General features: G+C 73.6%; 11 protein-coding genes. 8 read left to right on the forward strand and 3 right to left on the reverse strand.

Annotation, left to right across the window (positions count from 1 at the left end; genetic code table 11):
* Positions 1 to 55 precede the first annotated feature (55 nt).
* The 3 genes from KIK05_RS39840 to KIK05_RS39850 all read left to right on the forward strand — a co-directional run bounded on the left by KIK05_RS39840 (position 56) and on the right by KIK05_RS39850 (position 1,552).
* The gene (locus KIK05_RS39840) at positions 56 to 823 is read left to right on the forward strand and encodes a TetR/AcrR family transcriptional regulator (RefSeq protein WP_214416070.1); all 768 of its coding nucleotides are present in this window, start codon (positions 56 to 58) and stop codon (positions 821 to 823) included.
* A 79-nt stretch (positions 824 to 902) separates the two neighbouring features.
* On the forward strand, positions 903 to 1,256 hold the full coding sequence (locus tag KIK05_RS39845) for a type II toxin-antitoxin system RelE/ParE family toxin (protein WP_214416071.1): 354 nt from the start codon (positions 903 to 905) through the stop codon (positions 1,254 to 1,256).
* On the forward strand, positions 1,253 to 1,552 hold the full coding sequence (locus KIK05_RS39850; RefSeq protein ID WP_214416072.1) for a helix-turn-helix domain-containing protein: 300 nt from the start codon (positions 1,253 to 1,255) through the stop codon (positions 1,550 to 1,552). Before KIK05_RS39845 ends, KIK05_RS39850 begins: the two co-directional genes overlap by 4 nt.
* 119 nt (positions 1,553 to 1,671) lie before the next feature.
* On the opposite strand, the gene KIK05_RS39855 is transcribed toward KIK05_RS39850, so the two are convergent.
* Positions 1,672 to 3,237, reverse strand: coding sequence for a PucR family transcriptional regulator (locus KIK05_RS39855; protein ID WP_214416073.1), 1,566 nt, complete (start codon positions 3,235 to 3,237; stop codon positions 1,672 to 1,674).
* 156 nt (positions 3,238 to 3,393) lie between these two features.
* On the opposite strand from KIK05_RS39855, the gene KIK05_RS39860 reads away from it, so the two are divergent.
* The 4 genes from KIK05_RS39860 (at position 3,394) to KIK05_RS39875 (ending at position 9,790) form a co-directional block, all read left to right on the forward strand.
* Complete coding sequence (locus KIK05_RS39860; RefSeq protein ID WP_214416074.1) at positions 3,394 to 4,290, forward strand: oxamate carbamoyltransferase subunit AllH family protein; 897 nt, start codon at positions 3,394 to 3,396, stop codon at positions 4,288 to 4,290.
* Between the two features lie 70 nt (positions 4,291 to 4,360).
* Positions 4,361 to 5,743, forward strand: coding sequence for an AllF/FdrA family protein (locus KIK05_RS39865; RefSeq protein WP_250564220.1), 1,383 nt, complete (start codon positions 4,361 to 4,363; stop codon positions 5,741 to 5,743).
* A complete protein-coding gene (locus tag KIK05_RS39870) occupies positions 5,740 to 7,122 on the forward strand; it encodes a YlbE family protein (RefSeq protein WP_214416075.1) in 1,383 nt (460 codons plus the stop codon). The genes KIK05_RS39865 and KIK05_RS39870 overlap by 4 nt, the downstream gene beginning before the upstream one ends.
* Positions 7,123 to 7,261: 139 nt before the next feature.
* A complete protein-coding gene (locus KIK05_RS39875; protein ID WP_250564221.1) occupies positions 7,262 to 9,790 on the forward strand; it encodes a serine/threonine-protein kinase in 2,529 nt (842 codons plus the stop codon).
* Positions 9,791 to 9,814: 24 nt separating this feature from the next.
* Here KIK05_RS39875 and KIK05_RS39880 read toward each other — a convergent pair whose 3' ends face one another.
* Positions 9,815 to 11,401 carry a metallophosphoesterase family protein gene (locus KIK05_RS39880; protein WP_214416076.1) on the reverse strand — a complete coding sequence of 529 codons (1,587 nt, stop codon included), beginning with the start codon at positions 11,399 to 11,401 and terminating at the stop codon, positions 9,815 to 9,817.
* A gap of 39 nt (positions 11,402 to 11,440) precedes the next feature.
* Positions 11,441 to 13,021 (reverse strand): FAD-binding oxidoreductase, encoded by a 1,581-nt coding sequence (locus KIK05_RS39885; RefSeq protein WP_214416086.1) that lies wholly within the window; start codon positions 13,019 to 13,021, stop codon positions 11,441 to 11,443.
* A gap of 146 nt (positions 13,022 to 13,167) precedes the next feature.
* Here KIK05_RS39885 and KIK05_RS39890 point away from each other — a divergent pair.
* The coding region (locus tag KIK05_RS39890) for an FAD-dependent oxidoreductase (RefSeq protein WP_214416077.1) at positions 13,168 to 13,643 on the forward strand (476 nt) is incomplete at its 3' end.

The raw sequence follows: 13,643 nt of genomic DNA on the forward strand, positions 1-13,643 counted from the left end.
CGACGTACGATTCTTTGGTACGGCGTACCAACAACGCTAACGGTACAGTGTACGAATGGCAAGTGCTGAGGACTCGCCGCTGATCTGGGCCCGGCCGGAGCCCGGCACCCGCCGGCCGAAGTTCACCCGAGACCAGATCGCGTCGACCGCCCTGAGGATCGCGGACGCCGAGGGATTCGCCGCCGTGTCGATGCGCCGGATCGCCGCCGAACTGGGCGCCGGCACCATGACGCTCTACTACTACGTCCGCACGAAGGACGAGCTGGTCGCGCTGATGGACGACGCGATCATGGCCGAGGTGCTGATCCCGGCCGAGGAGTTCCCGGCGAACTGGTACGACGCGCTCACCGAAATCGCGCTGCGCACCTGGGACGCGCTCGTACGCCACCCCTGGGCACTGCACTCCCTGCAGGGCGCGCAGGCCGGCCCCAACGCCATGCGGCACTTCGAGCAGTCACTGGCCGCGCTCGCCGGCACCGGCCTGGACGCGCCCGGCAAGTTCGCCCTGATCTCCATGGTGGACGACTTCGTGCACGGCAACGCGCTGCGCTCGGCCGAGATGCGTTCCACACGCGAGAGCGCCCAGGACGGGCCGGCCGGCGAGGACGACGAGGCCTTCGAGGCGGCCGTCCGCTTCGCGCGGGCCCAGATGGCGACCGGAGAGCTCCCGCACACCCAGGCGCTGTTCGGCGACGAGGATCCACGCACCGCGTTCCCCCGCCTCGTGGGCGACCTGCCCGAACGCGACCGCTTCCGCCAAGGCCTGTCGATCCTCCTGGACGGCGCCGCGACCAGGATGAACCTCACCCCACCCGCACACTGACCGCGCACCGAGTGCCCAGCCCAGATCACTTTTCGCAATCGCCTGATGACGTTCAGCACTCACGTATAGCATCAATGCTATGAGCTGGGGTACCGTAGAGCTTGAACCAGAGGTGAGGGAGTGGCTCGAAGGTCTGCCTTCGGCGCTGTTCGCGAGAGTGGTCTTCTATGTTGACTTGCTGGCGGCAGAAGGCCCACTGCTGGGCGAGCCGTACACGCGACAACTCGATGGCAAGCTACGCGAGCTGCGCTTTTATCTGGACGACAAGGCCACTCGCGTGACCCATTGGATCGCACCCGAACGGCGGATCGTACTTCTGACAGTGTTCAGGAAGACACGGCCTCGGGAGGAGCGCGAGATCGAACGTGCCAGGCGGGCGTTGCGCCGTTGCATTCAGCAGGCCCACACGCCCGATGAGGAGGAAGCGGTATGACGGGGCAGTCGGATTGGCGTGAACTCAGAGAGCGCCGGATGGCGGAGCCGGGTGCGGCCGAGGCCTACGAAGCCGCACGTATCGCCTACGAACTGGGCAAGACCGTGCGCCAGATGCGCGAGGCACGCGCTTGGAGTCAGAGCGACCTGGCACGCGAGGCCGGCATGACCCAGTCGGCGGTGGCCCGGTTCGAGGCGGGCGGAACGATTCCGACACTGCCTGTGCTCGAGCGACTGGCGCGCGCGCTGGACGCGGAAGTCGAGGTCCGCCTGACCCCGCGAGCATCGGCGGCATAAGCCTTCTGCTCGCGTGCCCCTTCGAGGTCACACGGGAATCATCGGCCTCGCCGTGGTTGCCGACGCTGCCGCTTTGGGAAGCGTAGAGAAGACACAGCCCGAGCGGAGCGAGGTCCTTTTCAGATGCCGCGCATGCGCAGCACGTGGAGGGCGAGGGTCAGGTTGAGGCGGAGGTGGGCGTCCTCGGTGAAGTTGCCCAGCATGCGTTCGAGCTTGCCGATGCGGTAGCGCAGCGTGTTGTAGTGGAAGTGCAGGCGGCGGGCGGTCTCGGCGACGTTGAGGTTGGTCTCCAGGAGCACCTGGAGGGTGCGCCGCAGGTCGGCGTTCTCGGCGTCGTCGTCGGCGGCGAGCGGCCCGAGCGTCTCCCGGACGAAGGCGTGCAGCTCGGCCGTGTCGTTGACCAGCGACAGCAGCCGGTAGACGCCGAGCTGGTCGAAGTGGGCGACGGCGCCGCAGCCGTGCAGCTGGCGGCCGACGCGGGCGGCCTTCAGGGCCTGCCCGTACGCGTCCGGCAGGAAGTCGGCGCCCTGGGCGACCCTGCTCATGCCGGTGGAGAAGGTCGCCGGGCGGCAGTCGGCGAAGGCGGCGACGGCGTCCTTGGCCAGGCGCGCCATGTCGGCCTCCGACCCGACGACGGCGACGACCTCGTGGGAGAAGCCCGCGACGGCGCCGCGCGGGTCGTGGCGGCGCAGGGCGGCGGTCCAGGCGGACAGCAGCCGGTCGGGCGGCACGTCGCACTCGGGATCGATCTCGGCGACGATCACCCCGACGGGCCGTTCGAGGTCCCAGCCGAAGGCGCGGGCGCGCGCGGCGACCCTCGGCCCGCCCCGGCCGGTGAGCAGGTCGCGCAGGAAGTCGGCGCGGTACTTGCTCTCGACGGCGGCCACCGCCTCCTGACGGGTCACCACCAGGGCGGCGACGGTGGCGGCACGTTCCAGAATGCCGATGTCGCCGTCCCTCATGGCGGTGGCGGGGCTGTGGGCGACGATGCGCCCGTGGTGGTGGCCGCCCGCGACCACGGGGACGACGGTGTAGTCGCCGCCGGAGATGGGCGGGGCGGCGCGCAGCGCGACGACGTCGCCGGCGGCCGACAGGACGTTCCCGGTGGAGTCGACCACGGCCACGTCGACGTCGAGGAGACCGGCCACCTCGGCCACGACCTCGCGCAGCCCTCCCCCGGCGAGCACGATCTGCACCAGCGCCCGGTGGGCCTCCTCGGCCCTGGCCAGCATGGCGGCCTGCCGGTTGAGGATGTCGGTGAGCACCTGGTTGAGGATGTCGTCGAACCCGACGTCGTTGGGGAGCAGGATGAGGGGGAAGCCGAGGCGGTCGGCCTGTTCCACCATCTCGGCGGGCAGCTCGTCGACGTAGCGGCCGAGCTTGATGCCGAGCGCCGCGAGGCCCCGCTCGTCGAGGTCGCGCACGAGCGTGCCGAGCGACTGCGGGGTGTTCCGGAGCGGGTAGCCGGTGGTGAGCAGCAGCTCGTGGGGCTTCACCCAGGCCAGGATGTCGGGCACTTCCATGACGTTGAGCCGCTGGACGATACGGTCGAGACCGCCGCGGCCGCCGATCAGGCGGGCCCCGGCCAGGGTGGAGACGCCGAGCACCTCGCCCACCGAGACGCCGTGAATGATGGTGCCCGTGGAGGCCAAACGCATCGCCGGGGGTGCTGGGTCCGCTGTCATGCTGAAGCTCCAGGGTGAAACGCCGTTTCGGTGATTCTGACGGAACACCATGTCTGTCAACAAGAGCCAACACTTTGCGGAAGTGTTGGCAGCTTTCTCCGTACGGTGGGTGGGGGGACCGTTCTACGTTCTCCCCGAGACTCGCGGGGAGGCCGGTTGACTCTGGGGACACGCACACCGACTCGACAACGCTCGCTGACGCGCGCGGAGGTGTTCGGCGCGGCCAGCACCGCGCTGCGCCCGGCGCTGGAGGCGCCCCGGCGGCCGGCGCGGGTGCTGGCGGCGTTCCCGCTGGCCATATACGTCGAGATCCGCGGCGACGTCGAGCCTTCCGTCGTGGCGCTGGTCACGGGCGAGGCGACCCGCCCGCCGAACGCGATCGTCCTCAACGGGACGCTGCCCCGCGCGGAGGCCGGCGACGAGGCGGCCGTCGGCGACGGGAGCGTGGAGGTCGGGAACGCCACGTTGCGGGTCCGCCGCTGGTGGGACCCCTCCCCCGCCCTCGGCGACGTCCCGCTCTCCCGGCTCGCGCGGGTCGTGCCGGAGCTGGAGGAGATCCGCCGGTCGTCGTCCCGCCGGCCGGGCCTGGGCTCCGGCGGCGCCGGGGCGCTGCTCGCCGAGGGGTGCGCCGAAGGCTCGCTGGCGACGGCGATCACGGCCGCCGAACAGCTCATGGGCCTCGGCCCCGGGCTCACGCCGAGCGGCGACGACATGCTGGCCGGCCTGCTGGTGGCGCTGCGGCTGCTCGGCGCGGCCACCGGCGTGAGCAGGGCCGTGTGGCTCGCCGACTGGCTGGCGGCGACGGTGGCGTTCGACGCGCCCGCCCGCACGACGCCGATCTCTTCGACCCTGCTGCAGTGCGCCGCCCGCGGGCAGGGGTGTTCCGACGCGCTGGCCGTGCTGCGCGCCATCGCCGGTGAGCGCCCGCTCGCCCCGGCGGCCCACCGGCTGCTCCGTCTCGGCCACACCTCCGGCGCCGACCTGGCCTGGGGCCTTTCGGCGGGTACGTCGGCGGTGCTCTCGCTGGGCGGGAAGGCCGCCGCGGCGCCATGAGCGGAACGCCGTTTCCCATGCCGCCGACGGGCGGTCGAGCGCGGACCGTGCGAAGGGCGGTGAGCGGACGTTGACCACGAGCACCGATCTGGTGGAGGTGCGCACCGGGCTCTACCACGACTCCGTGAGCCTGATGCGGATCAGCCAGGCACTGACCTCCCGCCCCGGCGTCGCCGTCGCGGTGGTGGCCATGGCGACCGGGCTGAACCTGGGCCTGGCCCGCGAGGCCGGTTTCGACGTGCCGGACGCCGGGCCGTCCGACCTGCTCGTCGCCATCCGCGCCGAGTCGGAGATCGCCCTGAAGGACGCCGCCGAGGAGCTCGACCGGCAGTTCGCCGCGCTGGGCAGGGCCGCCGCGGCGGGCGGCGAGGGCGCCGAGGCGCCGCCGCGCACCACGCGGGCCGCCGCCCGGCGGTGGGAGGCTACTCTCGCCCTGGTGTCGGTCCCCGGCGAGCACGCCTTCGCCGAGGCGCTGGACGCCGTCGAGGCCGGACTCTCGGTCATGGTCTTCAGTGACAACATGCCGGTCGAGCAGGAGGTCCTGCTCAAGGAGCGCGCGGCCGAGCGCGGCGTGCTGGTGATGGGCCCCGACTGCGGCACCGCCGTGGTGGCCGGGGCCGGCCTGGGGTTCGCCAACGTGCTGCGGCCGGGCCCGGTGGGTGTGGTCGCGGCCTCCGGCACCGGCGCGCAGCAGGTGACCTGCCTGCTCGACCACGCGGGCGTGGGCGTGAGCCATGTGCTGGGGGTGGGCGGCAGGGACCTGTCCGCCGAGGTCGGCGGCCGGTCCACGCTGGCGGCGCTCGGCGCGCTGGACGCCGATCCGGCCACCGAGCTGATCGTCCTGATCTCCAAGCCGCCCGCGCCGGAGGTGGCCGAGGCCGTGCGCCGGGCCGTCGGGGGGCTGGCCACGCCGGTGGTCACGGCCCTGCTGGGGCCGGGCGAGGACGACCTGACGGCCGCCGCCGAGAAGGCGCTGCGCGCGCTCGGCCGGCCGGTGCCCTCATGGCCCTGCTGGGTCGTGCCCCAGCGGGCGTCCTCGGCGGAACTGCACGGGCTGTACTCCGGCGGCACGCTGTGCGCCGAGGCGCGCCTCGTCGCCGGCGAGGGCACGTTCACCGACTTCGGCGGCGACGAGTACACCCGGGGCCGCGCCCACCCCATGATCGACCCCACCGTACGGCTGGAGGCGCTCGCCCGCGCCTCGGGCGTCGTGCTGCTCGACGTGGTGCTCGGTCACGCCGCCGACCCCGATCCGGCCGCGCGGCTCGCCCCCGCCATCCACGAGGCCCGCGAGCGGGGCACGGCGGTGGTGGCCGCCCTGGTCGGCACCGGGTCCGACCCGCAGGGCCTGCGCCGGCAGGCGGACGCCCTGGTCGCGGCCGGGGCGTCGGTGTTCATCTCCAACGCGGCCGCCGCCCGGCACGCCGCGAGCCTGATCGGGAGTGCGCCTTGAGGCTTTCCCTGCTCGACGGCGAGCCGCGCGTGATCACCGTGGGTGCGGCCGTGCTCGCCGAGTCCCTCGACCAGCAGGCCGTGCCGAGGCTCGGGGTCGACTGGCGGCCGCCGCTCCCGGGCACGGCCGAGGCCCTGGCCAGGGTGCTGGCCGACCCGCGGCGGGAGCGGGCCAACGAGGTCGCCGTGGGGCGCATGCTGTCGGCGCGCCCGCAACTGGTCGGCGTACGGCCGGCGCGCGAGGTGCTCGACCTGCCGCCGGGCACGTTCTTCCACGCCGGGCCGCCCATCGAGTGGGAGCGCGCCTCGGGCCCGCTGCGGGGCGCGCTGATCGGCGCCGCCGTCTTCGAGGGCCTGGCCGCCGACGCCGAGGAGGCCGGACGGCTGCTCGCCTCGGGCCGGGTGCGGCTCGACTCCTGCCACCACCACCGCACCGTGGGCCCGATGGCCGGCGTGGTCAGCCCGTCGATGTGGATGCTGGAGATCCTGGACGGCGAGCACGGCGGCACGGCGTACTGCTCGCTGAACGAGGGCCTGGGCAAGGTGCTGCGGTACGGCGCCTACGGGCCGGAGGTGATCGACCGGCTGCGCTGGATGGGCGAGGTGCTCGGGCCCGTGCTCGCGGCGGCCCTGGCCGTCAGCGGCCCGATCGACCTGCGGGCGCTGATCGCCCAGGCGCTGCAGATGGGCGACGAGCTGCACAACCGCAACCGGGCGGCGACCTCGCTGCTGGTGCGCGAGCTCGCCCCCGCGATCGTGGAGGCCGCTCCGGCGCAGGCGGCCGCCGTCCTCCGGTTCATCAACGGCAATGACCATTTCTTCCTGAACGCCGGAATGGCGGCGGGGAAGGCCGGCGCCGACGCCGCGCGGGACGTTCCCGGTTCCTCTCTCGTCGTAGCCATGGCGCGAAACGGCACCGATTTCGGAATCCAGGTGTCGGGGCTCGGCGACAGGTGGTTCACCGGGCCGGCCGGGGTGCCAGACGGGCTGTACCTGGGCACGTACGGCCCGGACGACGCCAATCCTGACATCGGCGATTCGACCATCACCGAGACCTCGGGCCTCGGGGGGTTCGCCATGGCCGCCGCGCCGGCGATCGTCCGCTTCGTGGGCGGCGACGTGTCGGACGCGGTGGCGGCGACCAGGTCGATGTACGAGATCACGCTGGCCGAGCATCCGGCGTACCAGATCCCCGGGCTCGGCTTCCGCGGCACGCCCACGGGCATCGACGTCGCGCTGGTCGCGCGGACGGGGCGGCTTCCGGTCGTCAACACCGGCATCGCGGGGCGCGTCGCCGGAACCGGGCAGGTCGGCGCGGGTCTGGTCAGCCCGCCGGCCGAGGCGTTCACCGCGGCTCTGGCCGCGCTCGCCGGAGTGTAACGGAAGACCGAATTCCCTTTGACCCTTGTTTGACCCTAATATCAGTGGCCAGCATCACAGTCCAACATGACGCACTTGATCTTTACATGATCCATAAATGGGGATATGACGCGGACGAGCGTGAATTGGGGACCGCGGTATGACGACCGATCGCGCGCTCGGGGGGGCGCCCCACATGGCCGAGGGTAAGAGCATTCCGCTGGGCGGCGCGGGGGTGGCGCCGGAAGGTCAGGGACGGCTCGTCGGCAGACGATACCGGCTGCTCTCGCCCGTCGGGCGGGGCGGCATGGGCATGGTCTGGCATGCCCACGACGTGCTGCTCGACCGCGACGTCGCGGTCAAGGAGCTGATCCTGCCGTTCGGCCTCGACCACGCCGGCAAGCAGGTCGCCCACCGGCGCATGCTGCGCGAGGCCAGGTCCGCCGCCCGGCTCAGCCACCCCGGCATCGTGACCGTCCACGACGTCGTCGAAGAGGACGGCCGTCCCTGGATCGTCATGGAGCTCGTCCGCGCCTGGTCCCTGGAGCAGGCCGTGCGGCAGAGCGGGCCGCTGCCCGTCGTCCAGGCCGCCGAGATCGGCGTCCGCGTGCTCGACGCGCTGCGTCACGCCCACGCCGCCGGCGTCCTGCACCGCGACGTCAAGCCCGGGAACGTGCTGCTCACCGCCGACCGCGTGGTGCTCACCGACTTCGGCATCGCCGCCATCGAGGGCGACGTCAGCATCACCCAGACCGGGCTGATGATGGGCTCTCCCGCCTACATCCCGCCGGAGCGGCTCCAGGGGCGTCCCATCACCCACGCCGCCGACCTGTGGTCGTTCGGCGCGACCCTGTACGCCGCCGTGGAGGGCCGGCCGCCGTACGAGGGGGCCGACGCGGTGGCCGTCCTCGGCGCCGTGCTCACCCAGGACCCCACCCGCCCGCAGCGGGCCGGGGCGCTGCTGCCGGTCATCGAGGGGCTGCTGCGCAAGAACCCCGCCGATCGCATGTCGGCCGCGCAGGCCGCCGACCTGCTCGAACGCGTGCTGCGCACCCACGGGGTCGGCCTGCCCGCCCGCGACAGGCAGCCGGGCACGCCGCTGCCGGCCCGCGGGGAGGCCACGCCGGTGGGCATGCTCCCCCCGCTCGACCCGATCACCGGGCCGGTGCCCTCGCGCATCATCGAGACCCCCTCGGGGCCGGTGCGCGTGCCGATCAACCCCAACGCCGACGGTGGCTCGTCCGGCCCGTACGGCGGCTTCACCGGGCCCGTCGGCGGGCCGTACGGCAGCACCACGGGTCCCGCGGGCGCCTTCGGGAACCCCCTGGGCATCGCGGCGGGCCCCTACGGCACCTCCACCGGACCGGCGTTCGGCGGGTACGGCGACGCGGCGGGCGGCTCGTACGGAAGCCCGCCGGGAAGCGGCTCGCGAGACACCGCGCGGGACGACGCGGGCGGCACGACGCCGGCGCCGCCCTTCCCCGCTCCCGTGGGGTACGACGCGCTGGACGACGACCCCTCGGAGCCGCGGCGCGGTGGGTACGACGGGCTCCACGGCCCCACTGGGCCGCGGGCCGTGCCGCGCGACGTCCTGAACGACGACGCGCTCCGGGGGCCTTCGGGACCGCGGGCCGTGCCGCGTGACGTCCTCGACGACGACCCGGGCGGCCGGCCCCCCGCGCACGGCACCCTGAACGGCGCCTCCGGACCCCAGCCGGCGAGCCCCTACACCGGCACGCGCGGACCGGCGGGCCCGGGGCCGGTCGACCCGTTCGCCATGCCGGGCGGCCCCGGCGCCACCGGTCCGTCCCACGACTCGCTCGTGGCCGGGACGCCCGGCTCCCGGGTGTGGCCGGAGTCGAACGTGGCCGAGGAACTCGCCCAGAACCTCTCCGCCGCCGATCCCTTCACCGGCCCGCGGCCCGCGGAGAGGTCGCCCTCCGGGGAAGGCTCGCAGCCGGGCCGGAGCCCGTGGGACGGGGACGGCCCGTCGTCCCCCGCCCACCGCCCGCCCCCCGGCGGGCCGGCGGACGACGACGCCCGCGACGGCCGTTCGCCCGTCCTGCTGGTGCTGGCCGGGGTCGGCGTCGTCGGCGTGGTCGCGGCCCTGCTGTTCTTCCTGTGGCCCAGCGACCCGCGGGAGACCGTCGCCACGCCCCCGCTGACCACCGCCGGCGCCGTGCCGTCCTCCCAGCAGCCCTCCTTGAAGATGGCCCCGGAGGAGCCGTCCACCTCGGCCGAGGTCCCCGACGGCTTCCGCAGGCGCACCGGGGCGGGCGTGACGGTCGCGGTGCCCGGAGACTGGACGGCGACGGCGTCCGGCGGCGCGGTCACCTACCTCGGCCCGAAGAACTCAGGGCGCCGCATCCAGATCAAGAAGGTGCCCGGCACCGGCGACGACGGCCTCGCCGCGCTCACCAAGGCCAAGGACGCGGCGACGCTGACCGACTACGCCCAGACCCGCCTGGAGTCGTCCAGGTTCGGCAGCGGGAAGTACAGGTCGAGCGTCTGGGAGTACACCTACACCTCCCTGAACAACGTGACCATGCACGCCATCACCTACCACGTGTCGGTCGACGCGACGACGGCGTACGAGATCACCTTCACGGCCCCCGACGCCGAATGGGACCAGACCGCCACCCGCCGCACCATGTCCGTCCTCTGGCGCACCTTCACCCCCGCTCCCTGATCGGGCGAGCCCGGGCTCCCGGGCTCAGCGCTCAGGGGCGGGCCGGGTGAGGGAGATGGCGACCTCGTCCTCCACCGGCGGGTGGATCTCCTGGGGGCGGCAGCCGGTGGCGGCGTGGCAGCTGATGGTCAGGGTGCCCTGGGCGACCGTCAGGTGCAGGAAGCTCTTGAAGAACGGCGGGGTGTCCCAGTCGGACAGTTCCGAGAAGTAGCGGTGGAAGGTGCGGCCGACGGGCAGGCGGAACGGCATGGTCCGGCCGCCGAGGATCCTGGCCGCCCACTTCATCCGTGACGTGATCTCCACCGGCTTCCCGGAGCCACGGCCTCCGTCCCCGGCCGTACCCGTGCCCTCGGCGTCCGTGGTCGTGCCCACCGGGCGTGGAGGTTTGTTGCCGATCTGGTCGGACATCAGCACCAGGCCCTCGTCCGGGGTGAGGTAGAGCCAGGGCATGTGGAGCCGGTTGCAGTAGAGCTTGCTGTAGAACGACAGCGAGTCACCCCGCAGCGGGTAACACTTGAAGTCGTCCTCCGCCACGCCCCCCACGTCGACCCGCGGGATCGTGTGGGTGGCGTGCATGAACGCGCCTCCGCCGCCGGAGACGATGTACTGGATGATCCGGTCGCCGACCTTGACCGGGTACCGCTGGTAGTTGTGCGTGTCCCCGCCGATGGCCGCGACGTAGTCGAAGGCCGGGTCACGGACGATCTCGTCCACCGTGCCGCCGCCCTCGATCGGGCAGGGGTGGTACTCGTTGCGGTCGTAGATCGGCTTGCCGGTGATCAGGATCTTCGGCCGGGGGTCGGCCGAGACCCGGCGCAGCCACACGCCCTGGTCGCGGTCGATCGTCCCGCGGATGCCGGTGTCGATGCCGACCAGCAGCAGCCCCGGCAGGTCGATCACCCAGTACGGCGCGGCCTGGACGACCTGCTGCCCCGGCCGGGACCGCATCGCCCGGCCCTCGGCCAGCAGGGTCTCGTCGATCGGGTCCGGTTTCCTCCACAGCAGGCCGCGCAGGCCGGCCGGGGTGAGGGAGAACCCCTGGTCGCGCACCTTCAACGCCGGCGTGTCGCAGAAGACGCGCATGAACCCGCCGAGCCCGTCGTACCAGTCGTGGTTCCCCGGGACGGCGTAGATCGGGGCCGGATAGTCCTTGTAGGGACGGTAGAACTTGTCGCGGTACTCGTTGCCCGAGCCGGTCGGGTAGATGACGTCGCTGGCGATGACCGCGAAGGCCGTGTCGCGGCCGACCTCGAGCAGGCCGGGCACGACGGCGTACTGCGAGGCGTCCCCCTCCCCCGTGTCGCCGATGACGATGAAGCTGTACTCCTCGTCCACCTGCGGCTTCATGCGGAAGTCGGGGTCGGCGCCCTGCGCCAGCCGCGCGGCCACCCAGCGCCGCCGCACCTCGTTGGACGGGTCGCCGAACAGCTGCGCGAGGACCTCGTTGCGGGAGCGCCACAGGACCGCGGGCCTCAGCCAGGAGAAGCTGGCGTCGCTGGGGCGTAGCTTCTGGAAGACGCCGATCTCCTGGCAGTCCCAGCCGGCGCCCTTCTCGGACACCCGGGACGAAGCCCGCTTCCCATGCTCCGCAGCCCGCGCCACATCGACCATGCCCCTATCTTCTCCACGATCTTGCCGGATCGCAGCGCTTCAGGGGAGCAGAATGCCCGGATTGAGGATGCCGGCCGGGTCCAGCCGCTCCTTCACCGCGCGCAGGATCTCCACGCCCAGCTCGCCGATCTCGGCGGCGTAGGCCGCCCGATGGTCGCCGCCCACGCCGTGGTGGTGGGAGATCGTCCCGCCCGCGAGCCCGATGGCCTCGTTCACCGCCCGCTTGGCGGTCTCCCACTGGCCGATCGGGTCGTCGCTCTGGGCGGTCACGACGGTGAAGTACAACGACGCCCCGGTCCCGTACACGTGCGACACGTGGCACATCACCAGCGGCGAGGCGCCGGGCGTGCCGAGGGCCGCGCCGAGCACCAGGCGGACGGCGTCGTAAAGCCGGGGCAGGCCCGACCAGAAGCAGGCCGTCTCGACGGTCTCCACGGTGGCCCCGGCGGCGAGGAGCGCGTCGCGCAGGTAGGGCGCGCTGAAGCGGCCGCGCGCCCACGCCTCGCCCCGCTCGGGGCCGAGGTAGACCCCGCCGAGCCCGGACAGCGTCTCGGCGGTGCGCTCACGCCGGTACGCCACGTCGTCGCCGTCACCCTCGTACCCCACGACGGCCAGGCAGCCGGCCTCGCCCTGGAACCCGCCGATCTCCCCCGGCTCGGCCAGGCCGACCATGGTCTCGGCCTCGTCGGACAGCCGCAGCACCGTGGGCATCGGCCCCTCCTGCGCCACCCGGCGCAGGGCGGCCGTGCCGGCCGTGAACGAGGCGAACCGCCAGCCCTCGTACACCTTCTCGGCCGGCGCCCGCCGCACCCGCAGCCGCAGCGAGGTGATGACCCCGAAGGCGCCCTCCGAGCCGAGGACGAGCTGGCGCAGGTCGGGGCCGGCGGCCGACTTGGGGGCGCGTCCGAGCTCCAGCGTGCCGCGCGGCGTGGCCACGGTCACGCCCACGACCATGTCGTCGAACCGGCCGTACCCCGCCGAGGCCTGCCCGCTGGAGCGCGCCGCCGCGAAGCCGCCGAGGGTTGCGTACTCGTACGACTGGGGGAAGTGCCCGAGGGTCAGCCCGTGCCCGGCGAGGAGCTGCTCGGCCTGCGGGGCGCGCAGCCCGGGTTCGAGGTCGGCGACCATGGACTCCTCGTCCACCGAGATCAGCCGGTTGAGCCGGGCGAGGTCGAGGGCGACCACCCCGGCGAACCCGCGCCGGGACGGGGCGAGCCCGCCGACGACCGAGGTGCCGCCCCCGAACGGGACGACCGCGACGCGGTGCTCGGCGCACAGTCGCAGCACGTCGAGCACCTCTTGGTGGGTGCCGGGCAGCAGCACGGCGTCCGGGGCGTCGGCGCCGTCGCCCTCGCGCATGCGCAGCAGGTCGAGGGTCGACTTGCCGCGGGTGTGACGGATGCGCGCGTCGTCGTCGAACCGGACGTGGTCGGCGCCGACGGCCCTGCGCAGCTCGGCGAGGATCAGCGGCGACAGGGCGACGGGGCCCAGCCTGACCTCGCCGAAGCTCGCGGCCGGGCGGGCGGGCTCGCGTACGCCGAGCAGCTCGCGCAGCAGCTTGCGCACGGGCTGGGGCAGGTCGGCCGCCTTGGCCGGGTCGCCCCAGCCGGACCAGAGCATGGATTCGGCCGCGGTGTCGGGGGTTTCCACGTCCTACACTTTGTCACGCCCGGCTGTGGTGTCCCCGCCGACCGGCTCACTGGAGGTCCCCGCCCCGTGAAATCCTCCCCGCGCGCCCCGCGGCCCGTCCCCGCCGGCGGTCCGGTATGAGCCTCTCCCCCGGCCCGGCGCCGGGGTCCTCCCTGAACGCCGCCCGCCGCGCCCGCGATCTGGAGCGGGTCCGGGGGAAGCTGGTGGACCTGCTGGTGGTGGGGCTGGGCGCCACCGGGGCGGGCGTGGCGCTGGACGCCGCCTCACGGGGCCTGACGGTCGCCGCGATCGACGCCCACGACATCGCGTTCGGCACCTCGCGGTGGAGCTCCAAGATGATCCACGGCGGCCTGCGGTATCTGGCGAAGGGCCAGGTCGGGGTGGCGATGGAGAGCGCGGCCGAGCGCGGGGTGCTGCTGCGGCGCACGGCTCCGCACCTGGTGCGCGCCCAGCCGTACCTGCTGCCGCTCACCTCCGAGGTGCCGGACGCCCTCGCCGCGACGATCATGGCCGGGTACCGGCTCGGCGACGCGCTGCGGGCCGCGGCGGGGACGCCCCGCGCCGCCCTGCCCGGCCCTTCGCGCGTGCCCGC

The sequence above is a fragment of the Sphaerisporangium fuscum genome (assembly GCF_018531465.1).
Taxonomy (GTDB): domain Bacteria; phylum Actinomycetota; class Actinomycetes; order Streptosporangiales; family Streptosporangiaceae; genus Sphaerisporangium; species Sphaerisporangium fuscum.